Here is an 18,597-nt window from a genome sequence, read left to right as displayed (position 1 = left end):
GAGCCGTCAGGCGCCCTGTGCAAGTTCTCTCGCCGAGGAATCTGCAGCCGCCACGTCGACGCTTTGAAACAGCCAGGAAGTCGACTAGAATGGTAGAACTCTCGCCACCTTGGTAGAATGGAGTGATGCGCCATGAGTCTCAACATAAAGGATCCCGAAGCGCATCGCCTCGCTCAGGCGATCGCGGCAGCCACCGGGCAGAGCATGAGCCGTGTTGTCACCGATGCTCTTCGCGAGCGCTACGCGCAAATTGAGAAGCAGAAAGGCAAGGCTTCCATCGACGAGCTTTTGACGATCGCGAACCGGGCCGCAGCCCACCTCAAGCAGCCTTACGCCGATCACGCCGATCTGCTCTATGACGCAGATGGCCTGCCGAAATGATCGTGGACACATCGGCCATGGTCGCGATTTTCTATGGCGAACCGGAGGCTACCGATTTCACGCAACGGATCCACGGCGCGGCAATAACGCGGATGAGCGTGGCAAACTATCTCGAACTATCCATGGTGATTGAAAAGCAGCTCGGGCCCGACGGAATGCGGCAGGTCGATACCTTCATCCGCCGTGCAGCAATCATCATCGAGCCAGTGACCGTCGAGCAGGGCAATCTCGCCCGGCAGGCATTTCTCGATTTCGGCAAGGGCCGGCACAAAGCCGGCTTGAATTTCGGCGACTGCTTCGCCTACGCTCTTGCCAAGGATCTGGACGAACCGCTGCTATTCAAGGGTAAAGATTTCGCGGCGACGGACATTCGCTCGGCAGCATAGTGCTCCCACAGCGAGATCCTTTGTCTCGACACGGGAGGCAATCATGACTGAGCACAAGCAGTTGCAGGGATTGCGGCGGCTGCGCGGCGGCTGCATGTGCGGCGCCGTCACCTACACGGTGGCGGACCGGTTCCTCTACGCGCTCAACTGCCACTGCGCGAAATGCCGCCGAACGACCGGCGCGGCCTTCAAGCCGATTGCCGGCGTCGCGGTCGAGGATTTCGAGGTGACGGAGGGACGGGAAAGCCTCTTCCGCCATGGCGATCCCGACGGCATCCACGACATGCATTGCCGAACCTGCGGCTCGCTCGTCTATTCCTGGATTGCGGAGAAGGGCACGGTGAAAGTGCATGTGCCGATGGGGACCTTGATCGATGCCCCGTCGATGAAACCTTCGATGCACATTTTCGTCGGCTCAAAGGCGCCCTGGTACGACATCCTCGACGATCTCCCGCAATTCGACGGTTTCCCGGATTAGCGCCGCCCCCATCCGCCCACAAAAAAGGTCCGCCCGAGGGGCGGACCAGGCGTGGCCTTGGCCGGGAGGAGACTTATTCGGCAGCGGTGACCGATGCCGGGAGGTCGAGCGTGCGCCAGTCGATCCGACGCTCAAGCGCCTGGCCGTCAGCGTCGAAAAGGTGGCAATCCGCCGCCATGATGCCTGTCGTCATCGGCTGTTCTGCTCTGACCGGCGCCGAGCCCGGCAGAAGCGCGCAATAGGGTTCGCCATTGGGAAGCGCCGCATAGGCGATCGTGTTGATGCCAAGCCGCTCGATGACGGCGGGCGTGACCATGATATTGATGTCGCCATCGCTGAGGCGCGTATGCTCGGGGCGAATGCCGAGTGTCAGGGGCTTTCCGATGAGATCGGAACGGCCGTCGACCGGGATCAGTGCCGTCTGGCCCTCGTAAGAGATGGTCACGCCATTTGCCTCGACACCGACGCAGGTAACCGGCACGAAATTCATCTTCGGATTGCCGATGAAGCCGGCGACGAAGGTGTTCTGCGGCTTGTGATAAAGCTCAAGCGGCGCCCCCACCTGGGCGATGTTGCCGGCATTCAGCACGACGATCCGGTCGGCCATGGTCATGGCCTCGATCTGGTCATGCGTGACATAGATCATCGTTGCCTGCAGGTCGCGATGCAGCTTGGTCAACTCGATGCGCATGTCGGCGCGAAGGGCCGCATCAAGGTTCGACAGCGGCTCGTCGAACAGGAAAATCTTCGGCTCGCGCACGATGGCACGACCGATTGCAACGCGCTGCCGCTGGCCGCCCGACAACATGCCGGGGCGCTGCTGAAGGCGCTGCTCGAGCTGCAGGATCTTGGCAACCGCGCCGACCTTCTGCCGGATGGTCTCTTCGGGAAGCTTCTCGACACGCAGCGGGAACGCGATGTTCTCGAAGACGGACATATGCGGATAGAGCGCGTAGGACTGGAAGACCATGGCGATGCCGCGCTCGACCGGCGGCTTGTCGTTGACCCGCTCACCGTCAATGACGAGGTCGCCGTCGGTGGTGTCATCAAGACCCGCGATCATCCTCAAAAGCGTGGACTTGCCACAGCCCGAGGGACCGACAAAGACGACGAACTCGCCGTCATTCACCTCGAGGTTGACCCCCTTGATCACCTCGAAATGTCCGAACGACTTTCGCACCTTGTTGAGAAATAGCTGACCCACGACTTCTGTCCCCGCGTGCCGGCCAACAACTGGACCGGCAAGTTCATCATCAATCGAAAACCGCGGGCCGAAACCGGCCCGCGGAGCCTCGGTTTGCCGAGATTACTTGTACTGCTCGAGTTCGCCGGCAGCCTTTTTCAGGGCAGCTTCCGGTTCGGCCTTGCCGGTGACAACCGACTGGACCATTTCGATCATGACGTTCTGGAAGCCCTTGTAGTCGGTGAAGAGCGGCTCGGGGCCACCGAAGGCGATGCCGTCGATGAACGGCTTCCACGACGGGTCTGCCTTGACGAACTCGTCGACAACCGGGCCCGGACGAAGCGGGGTGAGGCCGGCGCCTCCCTGCAGTTCGTATTCGTGCTGGATGTCGGTCGAGGTGATGTACTTGGCGAATTCGGTTGCCTTTTCCTCGACGCCCGAACCCTTGAACACGGCCAGGCTGTCGGTGATCAGCAGCGTGCCTTCACCCTTGGCGGATGGGCCGAGCGGCAGAGCGGCGACACCCCAGTTGATCTTGGTTTCCTTCAGACGGGCAGCAGCGCCCGAGCCGGCCTGGATCATGCCGACCTTGCCGTCGAGGAAGATGGCGCGGATTTCGTTCTGCTCATAGGCAGTCGCACCCTCGACGGAGTAAGGCGTGATGTCCTTGTAGGCCTGCAGGGCTGCGAGCACTTCCGGGCTGTCGATGACGATCTTGTCGCCGTCGATGACCTTGCCATTGTTGGTGTAAACCCAGTGCATGAACTGGTGCATGGTGTTGTCGAAGGTCTTGGCCGGCAGGCCGTAACCGGCAGTGCCGGTCTTTTCCTTGATCTGCTTGGCGAAGGCGATTTCTTCAGCCCAGGTCTTCGGCGGGGTTTCCGGGTCGAGGCCGGCAGCCTTGAACAGGTCCTTGTTCCAGTAGAGCGCCTTGGTCGAAAACGCGATCGGAACGCCCCACTGCGTGTCCTCGAAGGTCACGGTGTCGACGATGTTCGGATAGTAGGAAGCCTTTTCCTCATCCGTCATCGGAACCGGAACGATCAGGTCGTTCTGGGCGAATTCCTTCAGTGTGCGCGAACCGACATAGGCCATGGCAACAGGCGTTCCGGCGACGGCGAGCGTCGTTGCCTTGTCCTGGCATTGTTCCCAACCGACGACTTCGGGCGTGACCTTCCAGCCTTCGTTCTTGCCTTCCCATTCCTTGATGTACTTCTCATGGATCGGGTCGATCTTGTCACCGCAATAGATCCAGGAGATCTCCTGGTCGGCAGCCAGCGTGGTGAGTGCCGAGCTGGCCAGCAGGACAAACGAGCCTGCAAGCATGGTCAGTTTTTTCGTCATCGGTAATTCCCCTTTGTTGACAGGTTGAAGCGTCCGGTTGGCCCGAATTTTATTGGCAGCTCATTTGATCGCCCCGGCGGTCAGGCCGCTGACGAGGTAGCGCTGCAGGAAGAAGATCACGATCATCGCCGGTGCAATGCCGACGAAGCTTGCGGCCATCAACTCGTTCCAGATGACTTCCTGCCGGCCGAAATAGGCGAACAACCCGATCGGCAGCGGCATGTATTCCGTCTTGGAGTTGAAGGTGAGCGCGAAGATGAACTGCTGGGCATAGGCGCCGATGAAGGTCGTGATGGCGACCACGGCAATACCCGGCGTGGCGAGAGGCAGGACCACGCGCCGGAAAGTGTAGAAATAGCCAGCGCCATCGACATAGGCCGCTTCTTCCAGCTCGCGCGGAATGCGCATCATATAGGTGCGCAGCAGCCAGATCGCCGTCGGGATGAGGAAGGCCACACCCGGAACGATCATGGCGAAATAGGTATTGAGCACGCCGAACGAGCGCATCAGGCGGAAGAGCGGGATGAGCAAAACGGCGCCGGAAAACATGTTGACGGCAAGGAAAGCGCCAAGCAGCTGGCCGCTGCCCTTGAATTCGAAACGGGCAAACGCATAGGCTGCCGGCACAACCAGGATCAGGACGATGACGGTGGCGACCGTCGAGATGAAGAACGAGTTGAAGATGTAGCGCGCAAAACCCGGAACGCTGTCCCACATGGTGACATAGGCGTCGAACGATCCGTTCTCCGGCCAGAAGCGATAAGGCGACGAGAAGAGCTGACTGAGCGGCTTCAGGGAGACCAGGAAGCCTTCGACGAAAGGTGCCAGAACAAAGGTGAGAAACACCACGATCCCGGCATAGATACCGACGAGTTCATACCACTTGTAGCGGTTGATCAGGGCTGTCTTGTCGTAGCTCATCGGGCTGGCTCCTGCGAAAGACGGCTCGTGACGCGGAAATAGGCGACGCAGAAGATCGACAGGAAGATACAGATCAGCACCGCGCGGGCAGCGCCTTCGCCGTATTTCTTCGAGCCGATCGCCGTATGATAGGTGTCGATGATCATCGTGGTGGTTTCACCGCTCGGGCCACCGCGCGTCAGAATCCAGATGATATCGAAGGAGTTGAAGGTCGAAATCAGCGAAATCATCGACATCGTGATCATCGCCGGCAGGATCATCGGCAAGGTGATGCGACGGAAGCGGTAGGCGCGGCCGGCACCATCGGTCCAGGCGGCCTCGTAAAGATCCTGCGGGATCGCCTGCATAGCAGCCATCATGTAGAGCGTCACCATGGGCACGCCGATCCACACATCGGTGAAGACCGTCGCCCAGAAAGCGGTCGATCCGTAGGCGAGGAAGGCAACGGGGCCATCGACCACGCCCATGCGCTGCAGAACGCCGGAAATCATGCCGAACTGTCCGTTATACATCCAGCCCCACATGAAGATGCCAATCGCCATCGGCACAATCCATGGCGGCATGGTCAGGATGCGGAAGAGGGTCCGGCCTGGGACCGCCGAGTTCAGCATGGCCGCCCCGAACGTCCCGATGATCATCTTGATCGACACCGAGAAGAAGGTCCAGATGAAGGTGCGGACGATGACTGTGCCGAAAGTGTCGTTGAAGATCTTCTCGTAGTTGACCCAGCCGACCCAGTTGGTCGTCTTCTTCAGCGACGCATCGGTGAAGGAGAGAATGAAGGTATCGACCAACGGGTAGGCGACGATGACAGTGATATAGAGAAGGGCCGGTGCAATCAGCAGCCAGGCAAACAGGATAGCGCTACGGCGAGCTTGCATCCGACCGCTCCCTTAAGCCGACCGGGCGCGCATGGCACCCGGCGCACCATGCAGGCAGGTATCGAACTTCTCCCAGACGGGCTGGAGATCGACGACCTTGCGGCCGAAACGCGCCTCGTCCATGGCCAGCGCCAGGATCCCGGCCTCCAGCGCATCGATCGCCGAGACCGGCTGCTTGGCACCCGTCTGCACAAAGGCGATCACGTCTTCAGCCATCTGCTCGTCGGCGCCATAATGATGAGAATGCACGGAAGGCGCCTGATAGGTATTGGCGACGACCTTCTCATTGGTCCGGGCATCATGCACATCCATGAAGCCCCGGACGAAATCACCCTCCGCCATGCCCTTCGAGCCGATCACGCAGAAACGGCGGAATTCGTCGGGCACGTTGAGATTGGTGTGGAACGTCATCGACACGCCGTTCTCGTATTCGACGATCGCGGTCTGGTAATCGACGATGTCGCCGTCGCTGTCGAACACTTTGTCGGAGCCCTCCCAGCCGCTCGGCTTGCGGTGATAGACTTCCATGTCGTTGATGCCGGAGTTTTGCGGGGCATTGGCGGGGACAAAGCTCTTGCGGCCACCGAAACTGGCAACGAAACGCGGCCGTGCACCGACCAGACCGTTGTAGAGATCGAGGTCGTGGCAGCATTTCTCCAGCATGAAGCCGCCGGCATAGCGGCCGTAGCGGCGCCAGTCGCGCATGAAGAAAGCGCCGTGATACGGCTGAATGTGTTCGGAAGCCTCGATCGACACCACATCCCCAAGACGACCTTCGGCCTGGGCCTTGCGCAGGTCGCGGTAGAGCGGCGAATAGCGCAGGACGAGACCAACCAGCAGCCGGTCATGGCCATAGGTGTGGAGCAGCGAGGCAAGCGCATAGCTCTCCTCAACGCTGGTCACGATCGGCTTTTCCGTGAACACCGTGAGGCCGGCCTCGAGCCCGAGACGGATATGATCGAGATGCATGTGATTGGGCGAACCGATCATCAGCAGGTCGAAACCGCCAGCGGCAATCAGGGCTTCAGGTGTGTCATAGGCTGCGCCGGCGGAAATGCCGTTTTCAGTCAAGGTCGCCATTCCGGCAGGCGCGGGATCGACATAACCGACGATCTCGAAGCTCGGATCGAGCTCCCGGAACACCCGACCCAGATATCCGAGACGGAATCCGAGTCCGATTATGGCGACTTTCATGGCAATTCCCCTGCTTTCGTAATTATTTTTCGCAGACTGCGTCAAAAAACCGATATCGTCAACAGATCGCGCAAAATTACGCTTCACTGTGAAAATGATTTTCAGACCAGCACAAAAATAGACGATGATGCTGCGCCAAACCTCCCCCGCTCCATCCGCCCGCTGACGGAAGGGATGACGAGAGAACGATGGCGGCGCCCCATCAATCCATTCGTTAATTTACAATACCAAACAAAGTCCAATCGTAAAGCCAATTTCGCCAAAATCGGCCAAAATCCTGCAAACACTTGGCATTTCTGCAGAAACTCGAAAATTCTGCCGGCCTACGTCGCAATTTTCAAAACCATTTGCGAAATAGGTTTTGAGTTGGTATTGTTTTTGAGAAGGATCACGGGACACACCATGCCAAACGACATCTGCGCATCCGGCCTCAGACGCCGCCTGCCCACCGGCAACCGCCAGGATGGACGCTTGGCATGAATGCAGCACTTCCTTTGAGTGAACTTCAGTCCATGCGTGGCGGCCCACTCTATGTGAAGCTCCGCATGATGATCGAGCATGCCGTGGCCTCCGGACGCCTCAAGCACGGAGATGCCTTGCCGGCCGAGCGAGACATTGCAGAGGCGGCCGACATCAGCCGGGTGACGGTGCGCAAGGCCATCGACGAACTGGTGAGCGAAGGTCTGCTGGTGCGCCGGCGCGGCTCGGGCACCTTTGTCGTCAAGCCCGTTCAGCGCATGCAGCAGCCGCTCAGCCAGTTGACCTCCTTCACCGAGGACATGCGCCGCCGCGGCATGGTGGCCGGTTCGCGCTGGCTGGGTCGTGGTCTGTTCTATCCGACGGCCGAGGAAACCATGATGCTGGGTCTGGCAGGCGGCGCCCGTGTCGCCCGTCTTGACCGCCTGCGCACCGCCAACGACATGCCGATTGCGCTCGAACGTACCAGCCTGCCGGACGACCTGCTGCCCGATCCCGGCAAGATCGAGGATTCACTCTATCTCTGCCTGCTGGATGCGGGCATCCGGCCTGTCCGCGCCAATCAACGGATCTCCGCCGTCCTGCTGAAGGACGAAGAGACCAGGCTGCTCGGTGTGCCACCGGGATCTGCCGCCCTGTCGGTGCAGCGTATCGCCTATCTGGAAAGCGGGCGCGTCATGGAAATGTCGACCGCCCTTTATCGCAGCGACGCCTATGACCTCGTCGCCGAACTCGGCATCGGCTCGCCGATGAAGCAACCGACCTGATCCCCCGAGACACCACACGCCAAATAACCGAAAGCAAAGACATGACGACGAAAATGCGAGAGGAGATCAACGAGATTCCGGCAGCCGCCGCTCGCCTCCTCGACACCTCCGCCTCGATCATCGCGCATTGCGCCAAGGGGCTGCGCGAAAAGGATCCCTCCGTCGTCGTCACCATCGCACGCGGCTCTTCGGACCACGCGGCATTCTTCCTGAAATACGCCATCGAGCTACAGTTGGGCCTGCCCGTCGCCTCTCTCGGCCCTTCGCTCGCCTCGATCTATGAGCGTCCGATGAAGCTCGGCAATGCGGCGGCCTTCGCCGTCTCGCAGTCGGGGGCAAGTCCCGATATCGTCGCCATGGCAAAGGGCGCGCGCGACGGCGGCGCGACAACCATCAGCCTCGTCAACACCCTCCCCTCGCCGCTGGCCGATGCCGCAACCCACGCGATCGACATCATGGCAGGCCCGGAAATTGCGGTCGCCGCGACGAAATCCTTCGTCAATTCGATCGTCGCAGGCCTTGCGATCATTGCGGCCTGGACTGAGGACAAAGACCTGGAGCGCGCCGTAGCCTCGCTTCCCGACCATCTCGACAAGGCACTCGCACTCGACTGGAGCCCGCTTCTTCAGCCACTCTCCACAGCGGATTCGCTCTATATGCTCGGCCGTGGTCCCGCCCTTGCGATCGCTGCCGAGGCCGCCCTCAAATGCAAGGAAACCTGCGAGCTGCATGCCGAGGCCTATTCCTCGGCGGAAGTGTTGCACGGCCCTGTTTCCATCGTCGGGCGGGACTTTCCGGTGGTCGCGTTTGCCGCCCGCGACAAGGCGGAAGCCTCGATCGTACAGACCGTCTCGAAACTGTCGGCCGGCAATGCCGCCTGCTTCATCACGTCAGGACTTGGTGAGGGCGGCCATCGTCTGCCCTTCGTCGCAACCGGTCATCCGATCACAGATGCGCTCGCGCTGATCGTGCCCTATTATGGCTTCATCGAATCCCTGTCGCGCGCCCGGGGTTTCAACCCGGACAAGCCCGTCGCGCTGAAAAAGGTAACCGAGACTCAATGACATCAGCCTTTGCCGTCACCGCAAGCCGCATCTATGACGGCAAACGCATGCATGCCGATGCAGCCCTCATCGTGGAGGGTGAGAAGATCCGCGCGATCGTCTCCCAGGCGGATGTGCCGGCCGGCATGCCGCGCTCCGGCCCGCCCGCTGCCCTGATCGCGCCCGGCTTCATCGATTTGCAGGTGAATGGCGGCGGCGGCGCGCTGTTCAACAACGATCCGACCGAAGCCGGCATTCGCACCATCTGCGAAGCCCATGCCCGCTATGGCACCACAGCCCTGATGGTCACCTTCATCACCGACCGTCCGGAACTCAAGCGGACGGCGATTGCATCAGGCAAAGAGGCCGCCGCCCACGCGCTGCCCGGCTATCTCGGCCTGCATCTCGAAGGCCCGCATCTCTCAGTGGCGCGCAAGGGCACCCATGACCCGGCCCTCATCCGCCCGATGACCGAGGCCGATCTCGCTTATCTCGAAAGCGTGGCCGGGAGCTATGGCCTTGCCATGATCACGATTGCCCCGGAAAGCGTGACGCCCGAGCAGGTGAAGCGTCTCACAGACGCCGGCTACCGCGTCAGCCTTGGGCACACCGATACCCCGTGTGCCGGCGTCGCGCCTTATGTCGAAGCAGGCGCCGTCATGGTCACCCATCTGTTCAATGCCATGAGCCAGCTCGGCAATCGTGAGCCGGGCCTCGTCGGCGCAGCACTCTCCTCACCGGCCCTGCATTGCGGCCTGATCGCCGACGGCTATCATGTCGATCCGGTCAGCATGCATATCGCGCTCGCCGCCAAGCAGGGGCCGGCCCACATCTTCCTGGTAACCGACGCCATGTCGACCATCGGCACAAACGAGACCGGCTTCGACCTCAACGGCCGGGCCGTCTATCGCCGCGATGGTCGATTGACATTGGCCGATGGCACCCTCGCCGGCGCCGATATCGACATGCTGTCGTGCATTCGGTTCGTCCACGAAAATCTCGGCCTGCCACTCGAGGAGGCGTTGCGCATGGCCACAGTCTATCCGGCCGAAGCGATTGGTGCCGGCGACAGGGGAGCGCTGGAGCCCGGCAAACGGGCCGATTTCGTCCTGCTCGACGGGGAGCTCGACCTCTCGTCCACCTGGATTGGCGGAACCTGCGTCTACGATACCGCGAGCCGTCGGGACAGGGCCACCGCATGATCGTCTGCTTCGACATCGGCGGCACCGCGATCAAGGGCGCGGTCGCCTATTCCCCCGATGACATCCGCCCCTTCCCGCGCCAGCCGACGCCGCTCCATGATTTCGATGCCTTCGTGGCGACCCTCTCGACCGTCATCACGGAAGCGGAAGCACAGGCCGGCAAGCGCCCGGACTGTGTTGCGCTGTCGATTGCTGGCGTGATCGATCCGGACACGTCAAACGCAGTCGTGGCCAATATCCCTTGCGTCCATGGCCGGCCTCTGCAGGCAGACCTCGAGCGCGCTCTGGGACTTCCCGTCGTGGTGGCCAATGACGCCGACTGTTTCGTCTTGGCTGAAGCCGGCATTGGGGCTGCACGCGGCCACCGGGTTGTCTTCGGCATCATCCTCGGCACCGGCGTCGGCGGGGGCCTCGTGATTGACGGCAAACTAATCAACAGCAATGGCGGCTTCGCCGGCGAATGGGGCCACGGCCCCGTCCAGGCCAATGAAGCCGGGACACCGCCGGTCCGGATTCCCCGTTTTAAGTGTGGCTGCGGCCAGGTCGGCTGCATCGACGCGATCTGCAGTGCGCGCGGCCTGGAGAAGCTGCACCGCGAACTGCATGGCGAAACGCGCACAAGCGAGGACATTCTCGCCGATTGGCAGAGCGGTGACAGACCTGCGGCCCGCACCATCGACGTCTATGTCGATATCTTGACCGATGCCCTGTCCATGGTGGTCAACGTGACCGGCACGACCATCCTGCCCGTCGGTGGCGGGCTGTCCAACGTGCCGGCCCTCATCTCGGCGATCGATGTGGCGCTCAGACGCCGCATATTGCGCAAGTTCGCCCATCCGATCGTGGTGCCCGCGACCTGCCGGGTCGAGCCCGGTCTGATTGGCGCTGCCATCCTCGGCCTAGGCTTTGCGGCTGAGCATCAGGAGATCTGACATGGCCTCCGATATGCTGGTGAAGCTCTATGACCTGGCCCAGGACGCGGCGCTCGACAAACGCATGGCCGATCAAGGCATTACCCTGCGCCGCGCATTGGTGCCGGAACGCAGCGCCATATGCGATTGGATCCGCCCCCGCTTCGGCGAGGGATGGGTCGATGAGGCAACAGCCGCCATCCTGCGCCAGCCGGTCACCTGCTGGATTGCCCATGACCACGAAATGCTCCTCGGTTTTGCCTGCCACGATGCCACGATGAAAGGCTTCTTCGGCCCGACGGGCGTGGATGAGACCGCGCGCGGCAAGGGGATCGGTCATGCGCTTTTGTTGCGAACCCTGCTCGACATGCGCGACCAGGGCTATGGCTATGCCATTATCGGCGGTGCCGGTCCGGTGGACTTCTACCAGCGCAGTGTTGGAGCGATCCCGATCGAGGGGTCCTCACCCGGCATCTATCGCGGCATGCTGCCCACGGCTTCGCCATCCGGCATGTCGGACTAAGGATCAGCCGAGCTCCAGCGTCGTGATCGCGTAAACGCCGGCGTTTTGCAGCACGGGTGGCTGGCCACGATACATGCGCGCCGTCTGGAAGCCCGGCTTGAACCCCAGACGTTCCAGCAGATAGCGGAAGCCTTGCTGATAGCCGGGCACATCCAGATGGATCTCCGCACCCGTCAGATTTGCCAGGCAGACCTTCAAGAGATCCTCGGCCGTTCTCCCATCGACGGCAAAGAGCGGCCCGATCTTGTGACCGCTGAGGCAGGGGCGCACAACCGCATAGCCCGCCACCGCACCCTGCCGGCGGCAGATGAAGGCACGGCGCGGCGGTTGAAGCCAGATGGTGAGGAAATCATCCCGCCTCTCCGGAAAGAAGTTGCGATCGAAGGCGAGAATGTCGGCGATATCCCTCTCGCCCGCAGCAAGGCAGGCGGCATCGGCTCGCGCCATAGCCGGCACGCGCTCGATGCTCCAGCGCACCGTGTCATAGGCCGGCACAAAACCCATGCGACCATAATTCGCCTGCTGCTCGACCACGCCGTCAAGGCCGATCACCCGACCACTGAGATGCGCCATGCCGGCATCCCAGACGAGGCGACCGAGACCACGTCCTCGAAAATCCGGGTGGCAGATATAAAGACCGATGAAACCGAAACCGGTCCCGTAGCGCACGGCGGAAATTCCGGCCGCGAACCGCCCCTCCACGAAACAGCCGATGAAACCATCAGGGTCTGCTGCGCGGAAAGCTGCGGCATCGCCATGTCCCGGATTCCAGCCCTCCAGCGCCGCCCAACCGATGAGGTCCTTGACCTCGCTTAGCGTCAGCACGCGGATCTGCACATCACCCGTCATACTCATACGCCCATGGCTTCCGGCGAAAAGCGTGCGAGGTCACCGTGATAAGGCTTGCGCACCGGCGTCGCATAGGCACCGCGCTTGGCGGTCGACAGCCCCAGCGCCACAAGCGCTTCCGCCTGCTTGACCGCCGCAGCAACGCCATCGACGACGGGAACACCGAATTCCAGCCTCAGCGCAGCCGTCAGGTCCGCCATGCCGGCACAGCCGAGCACGATCGCCTCTGCCTTGTCGTCCTTCAGCGCCGCTGAGATTTCGCTGCGCAGCCGGTCGCGGGCATTCGAATTCGGGTCTTCGAGCGACAGCACCGGCACATCCGCCGCACGCACCTTGCAGCGGCTGCCCATGCCATAGCGATGCACGAGATGTTCGACCGGCAGCCGCGAGCGCTCCATGGTGGTCACGATCGAGAAGCGTTGGGCGATGAAAGAAGTGGCAGAGACAGCCGCCTCGCAGATGCCGATGACGGGGATCGAGGCGAGCGCGCGCGCGGCATCCAAACCGGTATCGTCGAAACAGGCGATCACGATCGCATCAGCGCCCTCGCGCTCGACCTTCGCGATCTCCACGAGAAGGCCGGGAATGGCGAAGACCTCGTCATAATAGCCTTCGATCGAGACGGGCCCCATCGACGAGGTGATCGCCACGATCTCGGTATCCGCATGCGCCACCCGCCGCGCGGCGTCCGCGATGGTCGCGGTCATGCTGGCGGTGGTGTTCGGATTGATGACGGCAATTTTCATGCAACTCAGCCCTGGCTTCTGCGGCGGTTCATCGCGACGATCAGGCCGAGTGTGCCGCCGATGACCAGCAGCGAAAACAGCGTCGTGACCGTGCCGAGCGCATAAAGCACTGGCGTCGTGACATTGGTCGTCATGCCGTAAATCTCCAGCGGCAGCGTGTTGTAGGTGCCAGACGTCATCAGCGTGCGGGCGAACTCGTCATAGGAGAGCGTGAAGCCGAAGAGCCCGACACCGATCAGCGGCGGCGCGATCATCGGCAGCACCACATGGCGGAAGGTCTGCCAGGAGGTGGCGCCGAGGTCTCGGGCTGCTTCTTCGTAGGACGGCGAGAAGCGGTTGAAGATGGCGAACATGATCAGCACGCCGAAGGGCAGCGTCCAGGTGAGATGCGCACCGAAGCCGGAGGTGTACCAGGCGGGCTGGAAGCCGAGCTGGCTAAACAACACGCCGATGCCGAGCGAGATGATGATCGACGGCACGACAAGGCTTGCGACCGAGAGATAGAAGAGCGGCGTCGCCCCGACGAACTTGCGGCGGAAGGCGAGCCCAGCGAGCAGCGAGACGACCACGGTGACGATCATGACCATCAGGCCGAGCGCGAAGGAGCGGCGGAACGAACCGCCGAAATCACCGACCGCCTGGGTCTCGAACAGATTGGCGAACCAGTGCAGGGACACGCCGTTGAGCGGGAAGGTCAAACCGCCATTCGGTCCCTGGAAGGACAGGATGACGATGGCCGACAGCGGCCCATAGAGGAAAACCACGAAGAGCGCGAAAAAAGCGGCGAGAATATAGAATTCGCGGGGACGCTTGTCGGAATGCATCTTAGAGCTCCTTCCGGATATCGACGACGCGCAGGATCGCTGCGACCATCAGCAGCACGAGGATCAGGAGCACCACGGCATTGGCGGCCGCCGCCGGATATTGCAGCAGCGACATCTGGTTTTTCATCATCAGCGCGACAGACGCGCTCTGGCCGCCGGACATGACCTGCACGGTGGAGAAATCGGCCATGACCAGCGTGACGACAAAGATCGTGCCGATCGCCATGCCGGGCTTCGACAGCGGCAGGATGACATTGGTGAGGATCTGCCAGCCGCTGGCGCCTGCATCACGTGCGGCTTCCAGAAGCGAACGGTCGATGCGCATCATCGTGTTGAAGATCGGCGTCACCATGAACAGCGTGTAGAGATGCACCATGGCGAGCACGACGGCGAAATCGGAATAGAGCAGCCACTCGATCGGCTGCGGCACGATGCCGGCACTGACCAGCGCCGAATTGATCAACCCGTTGCGCCCGAGCACCGGGATCCAGGAGATCATGCGGATGATGTTCGACGTCAGGAACGGCACGGTGCAGACGAGAAAGAGTACGCTCTGCATGGCGGACGTCCGCACGTGGAAGGCCAGGAAATAGGCGACCCAAAAGCCGACAAATAGGGTGATTGCCCAGACGATCAGGGCGAATTTCAGGGTGTTGAGATAGGTCTTCCAGGTCACCCAGGAGCCCAGCGTCTCCGTATAGTTGAAGGTCACGAAATCAGGATACATCTGAGCGAAGTCGTAATCCCAGAAGGACACCGTCCCGATCATCAGGATCGGGAGGAGCAGAAAGCAGCCGAGGATGAGCATCAGCGGCGTCGCCTGCAGATAGGAGACAAGCCCGAGCGGCACACGGATCACGCGTTTCGGCTTCGGCGCGCCGACGCCCAGAAATCGGACTTCTACCATGTCGTTAGGTCTCCAATCGCTGCGAGAAAGTGCGGACCGAGAGAGTTGCCCCTCATCCGGCTGCCGCCACCTTCTCCCCGCAAGCGGGGAGAAGACACTTGTGGCACGGTCGGCGGCTCCCCCCTTCTCTCCGCTTGCGGGGAGAAGGCCCCGGCAGGGGGATGAGGGGCGAGCGCCACACGAAAATTAAGCCGCGATGAACTCGTTCCAGCGACGGACCATGTAGCGGTCTTCGTCCATGACGGAGTTCCAGCAGGCAACCTTGCCCATGCGCTCTTCGAAGGAACCGCCGTCACGAACGGCACCGGCCTTCTCCATGACCTTGCCTTCCGGAGACATGATGTCACCGGTCGCGGCCTTGCCTTCGATCCAGTAACCCCATTCATCCGGCGTCATGAAGCCCTTGGCGGTTTCCATGCAGGCCGAGTAGTAGCCCTGGCGGTTGAGATAGCCGCCGACCCAGCCGGACGTGTACCAGTTGATGTATTCATAGGCGGCATCGAGCTGCGCACCCTCGAGGTGGGCTGCGAGACCAAGACCGCCGCCCCACGAGCGATAGCCTTCCTTGAGCGGCTGATACTTGCAGGCGATGCCCTTCGAGCGGACGGCGGCAACGGCCGGCGACCACATCGACTGGATGACGACTTCGCCCGAGGCCATCAGGTTGACCGACTCGTCGAACGACTTCCAGAAGGCGCGGAACTGGCCGTCCTGCTTGGCCTTGATGAGGAAGTCGATCGTCGTGTCGATCTCGGCCTTCGTCATGTTGCCCTTGTCGGCATATTTGATGATGCCCATGGCTTCGCAGATCATCGCGGCATCCATGATGCCGATGCTGGGAATGTTGAGAATCGAGGTCTTGCCCTTGAAGGCCGGGTCCATGATGTCGGCCCAGGAGGTAATCTCGCGACCGACGAGGTCGGGGCGGATGCCGAGTGTGTCGGCATTGTAGATCGTCGGCATCATCGTGAAGAGTTCGGTCTCACTGGCGGCAAAGGTCTTGGCGTCCTTGCTTTCGACATAACCCACGGTGTGCGGCGCGGTGCCCTGCGCAATCACGCTGTCGGGCAACAGCTTGCCGGTTTTGAACAGCGGCACGACCTTGTCGTAATATTTGAGCTTCTTCGTCTCCATCGGCTGGATCACGCCGGTCGGATAGACCTTCTTCAGGATCCAGTATTCGATGTCGGCGATGTCGTAGGAGTTCGGCTGGGTCACGGCGCGCTGGGCGGCAGCGTCGGAATCGGTCGCGGTCATTTCAAGCGTGATGCCGAGGTCCTTCTTGCACTGCTCGGCGATCGCATTGATGTTCGACACGCCGGTGCCGAACTGGCGGAGCGTAATGTTGGACTGCGCCCAGATGGTCGGGAAGCCGGTGATGGCACCGGAACCGGCGGCGAGGCCGGCAGCCGCCGAGGCCGTCTTCAGGAACGTGCGGCGCGAAACGCCCTTGGGGGTCTTCTTGCTGGCAGTCATTGCTGTTCTCCTGGTTTTATTGGTTTTGGTTTCACTTCTCGACACGCCCGAGGACGATCGAATCCTGCTTGTCCCATGACAGGGTCACGCCCTCGCCGACCTTGACCGGCGAAGCGAAAAAGGCCGCGTCGCTGAGGACGGCGGTAAATTCATCGGTGAAGGCCGTGGTGACGGTCAGTTTCACCTTGGCGCCGAGATATTCGACATTGGAGACAATGCCATCGAAGCTGAGGCCCGCAACCGAGGCCGGTCCGATCCGGACATGGTCGGTCCGGATGGCGATCTCGGCAGTGTCTTGTTCTGCGGGCGCTGTGCCGCCGGCATAGAAGCGCCCGCCGCCGACGACCTCGATGAAGAGCCCGTCCGCCTCGCGCTCAACGATCCGGCCTGACAGCACGTTGTGGTCCCCCATGAAACGAGCGACGAAACCGGTGGCCGGCTTTTCGAACACCGTGCGCGGCGTCGCCGCTTGCTCGATACGACCCTCGTTCATCACGACGATGAGGTCTGCCAGCGCCATCGCCTCTTCCTGGCTATGGGTCACGTGCACGAAGGTGATGCCGAGCGTCGTCTGCAGCTTCTTCAACTCCGCCCGCATGCGGATCTTGAGAAAGGGATCGAGCGCCGAGAGCGGCTCGTCGAGCAGCAGCGCCTCGGGCTTGGTAATCAGTGCGCGGGCCAGCGCCACGCGCTGCTGCTGGCCACCCGAGAGCTGCGCCGGGCGGCGGCTGGCATAGGGCTCCAGCTGCATCAGCTTCAGCATCTCCATCGCCTCGCGGCGCCGGGTGTCCTTGTCGACACCCTTCATCTTCAAACTGAAGGCGACATTGTCGACAAGATCAAGATGCGGAAAGAGCGCATAGGACTGGAACATCATCGCCGTTCCCCGGCTGGCCGGCGGCAGATCGGTGACATTGGCATTGCCGAAGATCACGTCGCCGGACGAGACACTCTCATGGCCCGCGATCATCCGAAGCGTCGACGTCTTGCCGCAGCCGGAGGGGCCCAGCAGGCAGCAATAGGTGCCGGCCGGGACCTTGAGACTGATGGCATGCACGGCCGTGGCGTTGCCATAGACCTTGGAGACGGCTGCAAGTTCGATCTCGGCGGCTTTCGTCATGACGGCTCCTTCTGCTGCCGTAGACGATGCATAAGCCGTGCCAATTGCGCAGCGGCCAGCCAAACCATTGAATTGTCAGGGATGGAATATTGTGTCGCTGCATCAATGTGCAGCCTGCACGAATGCATGCACACGAATTAGTCGATTGATGCCAATCAAGATATGAGATTGTATGCAATTTAGCGCCGCAATATTTTTCGTGGCCTTCCCCTCGCCCGACATGCTGGCTAAAAGGAAGAACGACAGCGGAATGGACCCATGAACGCGAAGAACTCGTTGCGCCGACATCTCGACCCGAACCAGGAAGACCGCGCCCGCGCAATCCGGGATGCGCTGCGCGATGCGATCGTCGACCGTCGCTTGGCGCCCGGCACGAAACTGTCGGAAGCGGAGGTCGGCACGTTGTTCGACGTCAGCCGCACGGTGGTGCGCGATGCCCTGCAGATGCTGGCCTTCGAGGGGCTTGTCCGCACCGAGCGCAATCGCGGCGCCTTCGTCTCCAATCCGAGCACCGAAGAAGCCCGCCAGGTTTTTGCCTCCCGACGCCTGATCGAGGCCGGCATCATTGCAGCCGCGTCCGAACGGATCACGGCCGAAGAGATCGCAGCCTTTCGCGAGCATCTGAAGGAAGAAGCCCGCTATCGCGCCGAACGCGGCGCATCCGCCCGCAGAGCAGAGATCAAGGCATCCGGCGATTTCCATCTGATGCTGGCCAAGGTCGCCGGAAACCAGGTGCTGGAAAAGTTCATGGACGAACTGGTGGCCCGTTCCTCCCTCGTCATCGCGCTTTATGGCCGCACCGGCGTCTCCAGCTGCGGCCATGACGAGCACGACGAGATCCTGAAGGCGCTGGAACGCGGCGACGTGGAACACGCGACCGGGCTGATGCTGCACCATATCGACCACATCGAAGCCGACCTTGACCTCTCTGTGGCAGAGGTGCGCACGCTCAAGGACGCACTGGAACTCTGACCTGCCCGTCTG

The 18,597-nt window shown here is 61.7% G+C and carries 20 protein-coding genes; 9 read left to right on the top strand and 11 right to left on the bottom strand.

Annotation, left to right across the window (positions count from 1 at the left end):
- Nucleotides 1–132 precede the first annotated feature (132 nt).
- The 3 genes from DMY87_RS15465 to DMY87_RS15455 are packed head-to-tail and all read left to right on the top strand — an operon-like array spanning nt 133 to nt 1,245.
- Nucleotides 133–381 (top strand): type II toxin-antitoxin system VapB family antitoxin, encoded by a 249-nt coding sequence (locus tag DMY87_RS15465; protein WP_110792518.1) that lies wholly within the window; start codon nt 133–135, stop codon nt 379–381.
- A complete protein-coding gene (locus tag DMY87_RS15460) occupies nt 378–767 on the top strand; it encodes a type II toxin-antitoxin system VapC family toxin (RefSeq protein ID WP_110792517.1) in 390 nt (129 codons plus the stop codon). Before DMY87_RS15465 ends, DMY87_RS15460 begins: the two co-directional genes overlap by 4 nt.
- Nucleotides 768–810: 43 nt before the next feature.
- A complete protein-coding gene (locus DMY87_RS15455) occupies nt 811–1,245 on the top strand; it encodes a GFA family protein (RefSeq protein ID WP_110792516.1) in 435 nt (144 codons plus the stop codon).
- 73 nt (nt 1,246–1,318) lie between these two features.
- On the opposite strand, the gene DMY87_RS15450 is transcribed toward DMY87_RS15455, so the two are convergent.
- From DMY87_RS15450 to DMY87_RS15430, 5 genes are all read right to left on the bottom strand, one after another.
- Complete coding sequence (locus DMY87_RS15450; RefSeq protein ID WP_110792515.1) at nt 1,319–2,449, bottom strand: ABC transporter ATP-binding protein; 1,131 nt, start codon at nt 2,447–2,449, stop codon at nt 1,319–1,321.
- 102 nt (nt 2,450–2,551) lie between these two features.
- Nucleotides 2,552–3,754, bottom strand: a complete 1,203-nt coding sequence (locus DMY87_RS15445) for an extracellular solute-binding protein (RefSeq protein ID WP_425353509.1) — start codon at nt 3,752–3,754, stop codon at nt 2,552–2,554.
- A 78-nt stretch (nt 3,755–3,832) separates the two neighbouring features.
- On the bottom strand, nt 3,833–4,693 hold the full coding sequence (locus tag DMY87_RS15440; RefSeq protein WP_110792513.1) for a carbohydrate ABC transporter permease: 861 nt from the start codon (nt 4,691–4,693) through the stop codon (nt 3,833–3,835).
- Nucleotides 4,690–5,574, bottom strand: coding sequence for a carbohydrate ABC transporter permease (locus tag DMY87_RS15435; RefSeq protein WP_110792512.1), 885 nt, complete (start codon nt 5,572–5,574; stop codon nt 4,690–4,692). The genes DMY87_RS15440 and DMY87_RS15435 overlap by 4 nt, the downstream gene beginning before the upstream one ends.
- 12 nt (nt 5,575–5,586) lie before the next feature.
- Nucleotides 5,587–6,768: a Gfo/Idh/MocA family protein gene (locus DMY87_RS15430; RefSeq protein ID WP_110792511.1), complete on the bottom strand. Its 1,182-nt coding sequence runs from the start codon at nt 6,766–6,768 to the stop codon at nt 5,587–5,589.
- A 476-nt stretch (nt 6,769–7,244) separates the two neighbouring features.
- Here DMY87_RS15430 and DMY87_RS15425 point away from each other — a divergent pair, with 476 nt between their 5' ends.
- From DMY87_RS15425 to DMY87_RS15405, 5 genes are read left to right on the top strand one after another with little or no spacing between them, the layout of a single operon-like run.
- A complete protein-coding gene (locus DMY87_RS15425; protein WP_110792510.1) occupies nt 7,245–8,012 on the top strand; it encodes a GntR family transcriptional regulator in 768 nt (255 codons plus the stop codon).
- Between the two features lie 41 nt (nt 8,013–8,053).
- Nucleotides 8,054–9,076 carry an SIS domain-containing protein gene (locus tag DMY87_RS15420; RefSeq protein ID WP_110792509.1) on the top strand — a complete coding sequence of 341 codons (1,023 nt, stop codon included), beginning with the start codon at nt 8,054–8,056 and terminating at the stop codon, nt 9,074–9,076.
- On the top strand, nt 9,073–10,257 hold the full coding sequence (nagA, locus tag DMY87_RS15415; RefSeq protein ID WP_110792508.1) for an N-acetylglucosamine-6-phosphate deacetylase: 1,185 nt from the start codon (nt 9,073–9,075) through the stop codon (nt 10,255–10,257). The genes DMY87_RS15420 and nagA overlap by 4 nt, the downstream gene beginning before the upstream one ends.
- A complete protein-coding gene (locus DMY87_RS15410) occupies nt 10,254–11,189 on the top strand; it encodes an ROK family protein (RefSeq protein WP_110792507.1) in 936 nt (311 codons plus the stop codon). Before nagA ends, DMY87_RS15410 begins: the two co-directional genes overlap by 4 nt.
- Before the next feature lies 1 nt (nt 11,190).
- On the top strand, nt 11,191–11,691 hold the full coding sequence (locus DMY87_RS15405; RefSeq protein WP_110792506.1) for a GNAT family N-acetyltransferase: 501 nt from the start codon (nt 11,191–11,193) through the stop codon (nt 11,689–11,691).
- Nucleotides 11,692–11,694: 3 nt separating this feature from the next.
- Here the strand turns inward: DMY87_RS15405 and DMY87_RS15400 are convergent, their stop codons facing one another.
- From DMY87_RS15400 to DMY87_RS15375, 6 genes are all read right to left on the bottom strand, one after another.
- Nucleotides 11,695–12,546 (bottom strand): GNAT family N-acetyltransferase, encoded by an 852-nt coding sequence (locus tag DMY87_RS15400; protein ID WP_110792505.1) that lies wholly within the window; start codon nt 12,544–12,546, stop codon nt 11,695–11,697.
- A complete protein-coding gene (locus DMY87_RS15395) occupies nt 12,543–13,286 on the bottom strand; it encodes an aspartate/glutamate racemase family protein (protein WP_110792504.1) in 744 nt (247 codons plus the stop codon). The genes DMY87_RS15400 and DMY87_RS15395 overlap by 4 nt, the downstream gene beginning before the upstream one ends.
- Nucleotides 13,287–13,291: 5 nt before the next feature.
- Complete coding sequence (locus DMY87_RS15390; RefSeq protein ID WP_110792503.1) at nt 13,292–14,110, bottom strand: ABC transporter permease; 819 nt, start codon at nt 14,108–14,110, stop codon at nt 13,292–13,294.
- A gap of 1 nt (nt 14,111) precedes the next feature.
- The gene (locus DMY87_RS15385) at nt 14,112–15,017 is read right to left on the bottom strand and encodes an ABC transporter permease (protein ID WP_110792502.1); all 906 of its coding nucleotides are present in this window, start codon (nt 15,015–15,017) and stop codon (nt 14,112–14,114) included.
- A 186-nt stretch (nt 15,018–15,203) separates the two neighbouring features.
- On the bottom strand, nt 15,204–16,493 hold the full coding sequence (locus tag DMY87_RS15380; RefSeq protein WP_110792501.1) for an ABC transporter substrate-binding protein: 1,290 nt from the start codon (nt 16,491–16,493) through the stop codon (nt 15,204–15,206).
- A 31-nt stretch (nt 16,494–16,524) separates the two neighbouring features.
- Nucleotides 16,525–17,613 carry an ABC transporter ATP-binding protein gene (locus DMY87_RS15375; RefSeq protein WP_110792500.1) on the bottom strand — a complete coding sequence of 363 codons (1,089 nt, stop codon included), beginning with the start codon at nt 17,611–17,613 and terminating at the stop codon, nt 16,525–16,527.
- A 258-nt stretch (nt 17,614–17,871) separates the two neighbouring features.
- Between DMY87_RS15375 and DMY87_RS15370 the strand changes: the two genes are divergently transcribed.
- Nucleotides 17,872–18,585, top strand: coding sequence for a GntR family transcriptional regulator (locus DMY87_RS15370; RefSeq protein WP_110792499.1), 714 nt, complete (start codon nt 17,872–17,874; stop codon nt 18,583–18,585).
- The last annotated feature ends 12 nt before the right edge of the window (nt 18,586–18,597 follow it).

Origin of the sequence: Peteryoungia wuzhouensis (assembly GCF_003205195.1) — a bacterium.
GTDB classification, from domain to species: domain Bacteria; phylum Pseudomonadota; class Alphaproteobacteria; order Rhizobiales; family Rhizobiaceae; genus Allorhizobium; species Allorhizobium wuzhouense.
This window is presented reverse-complemented; position numbering and strand designations above follow the sequence as displayed.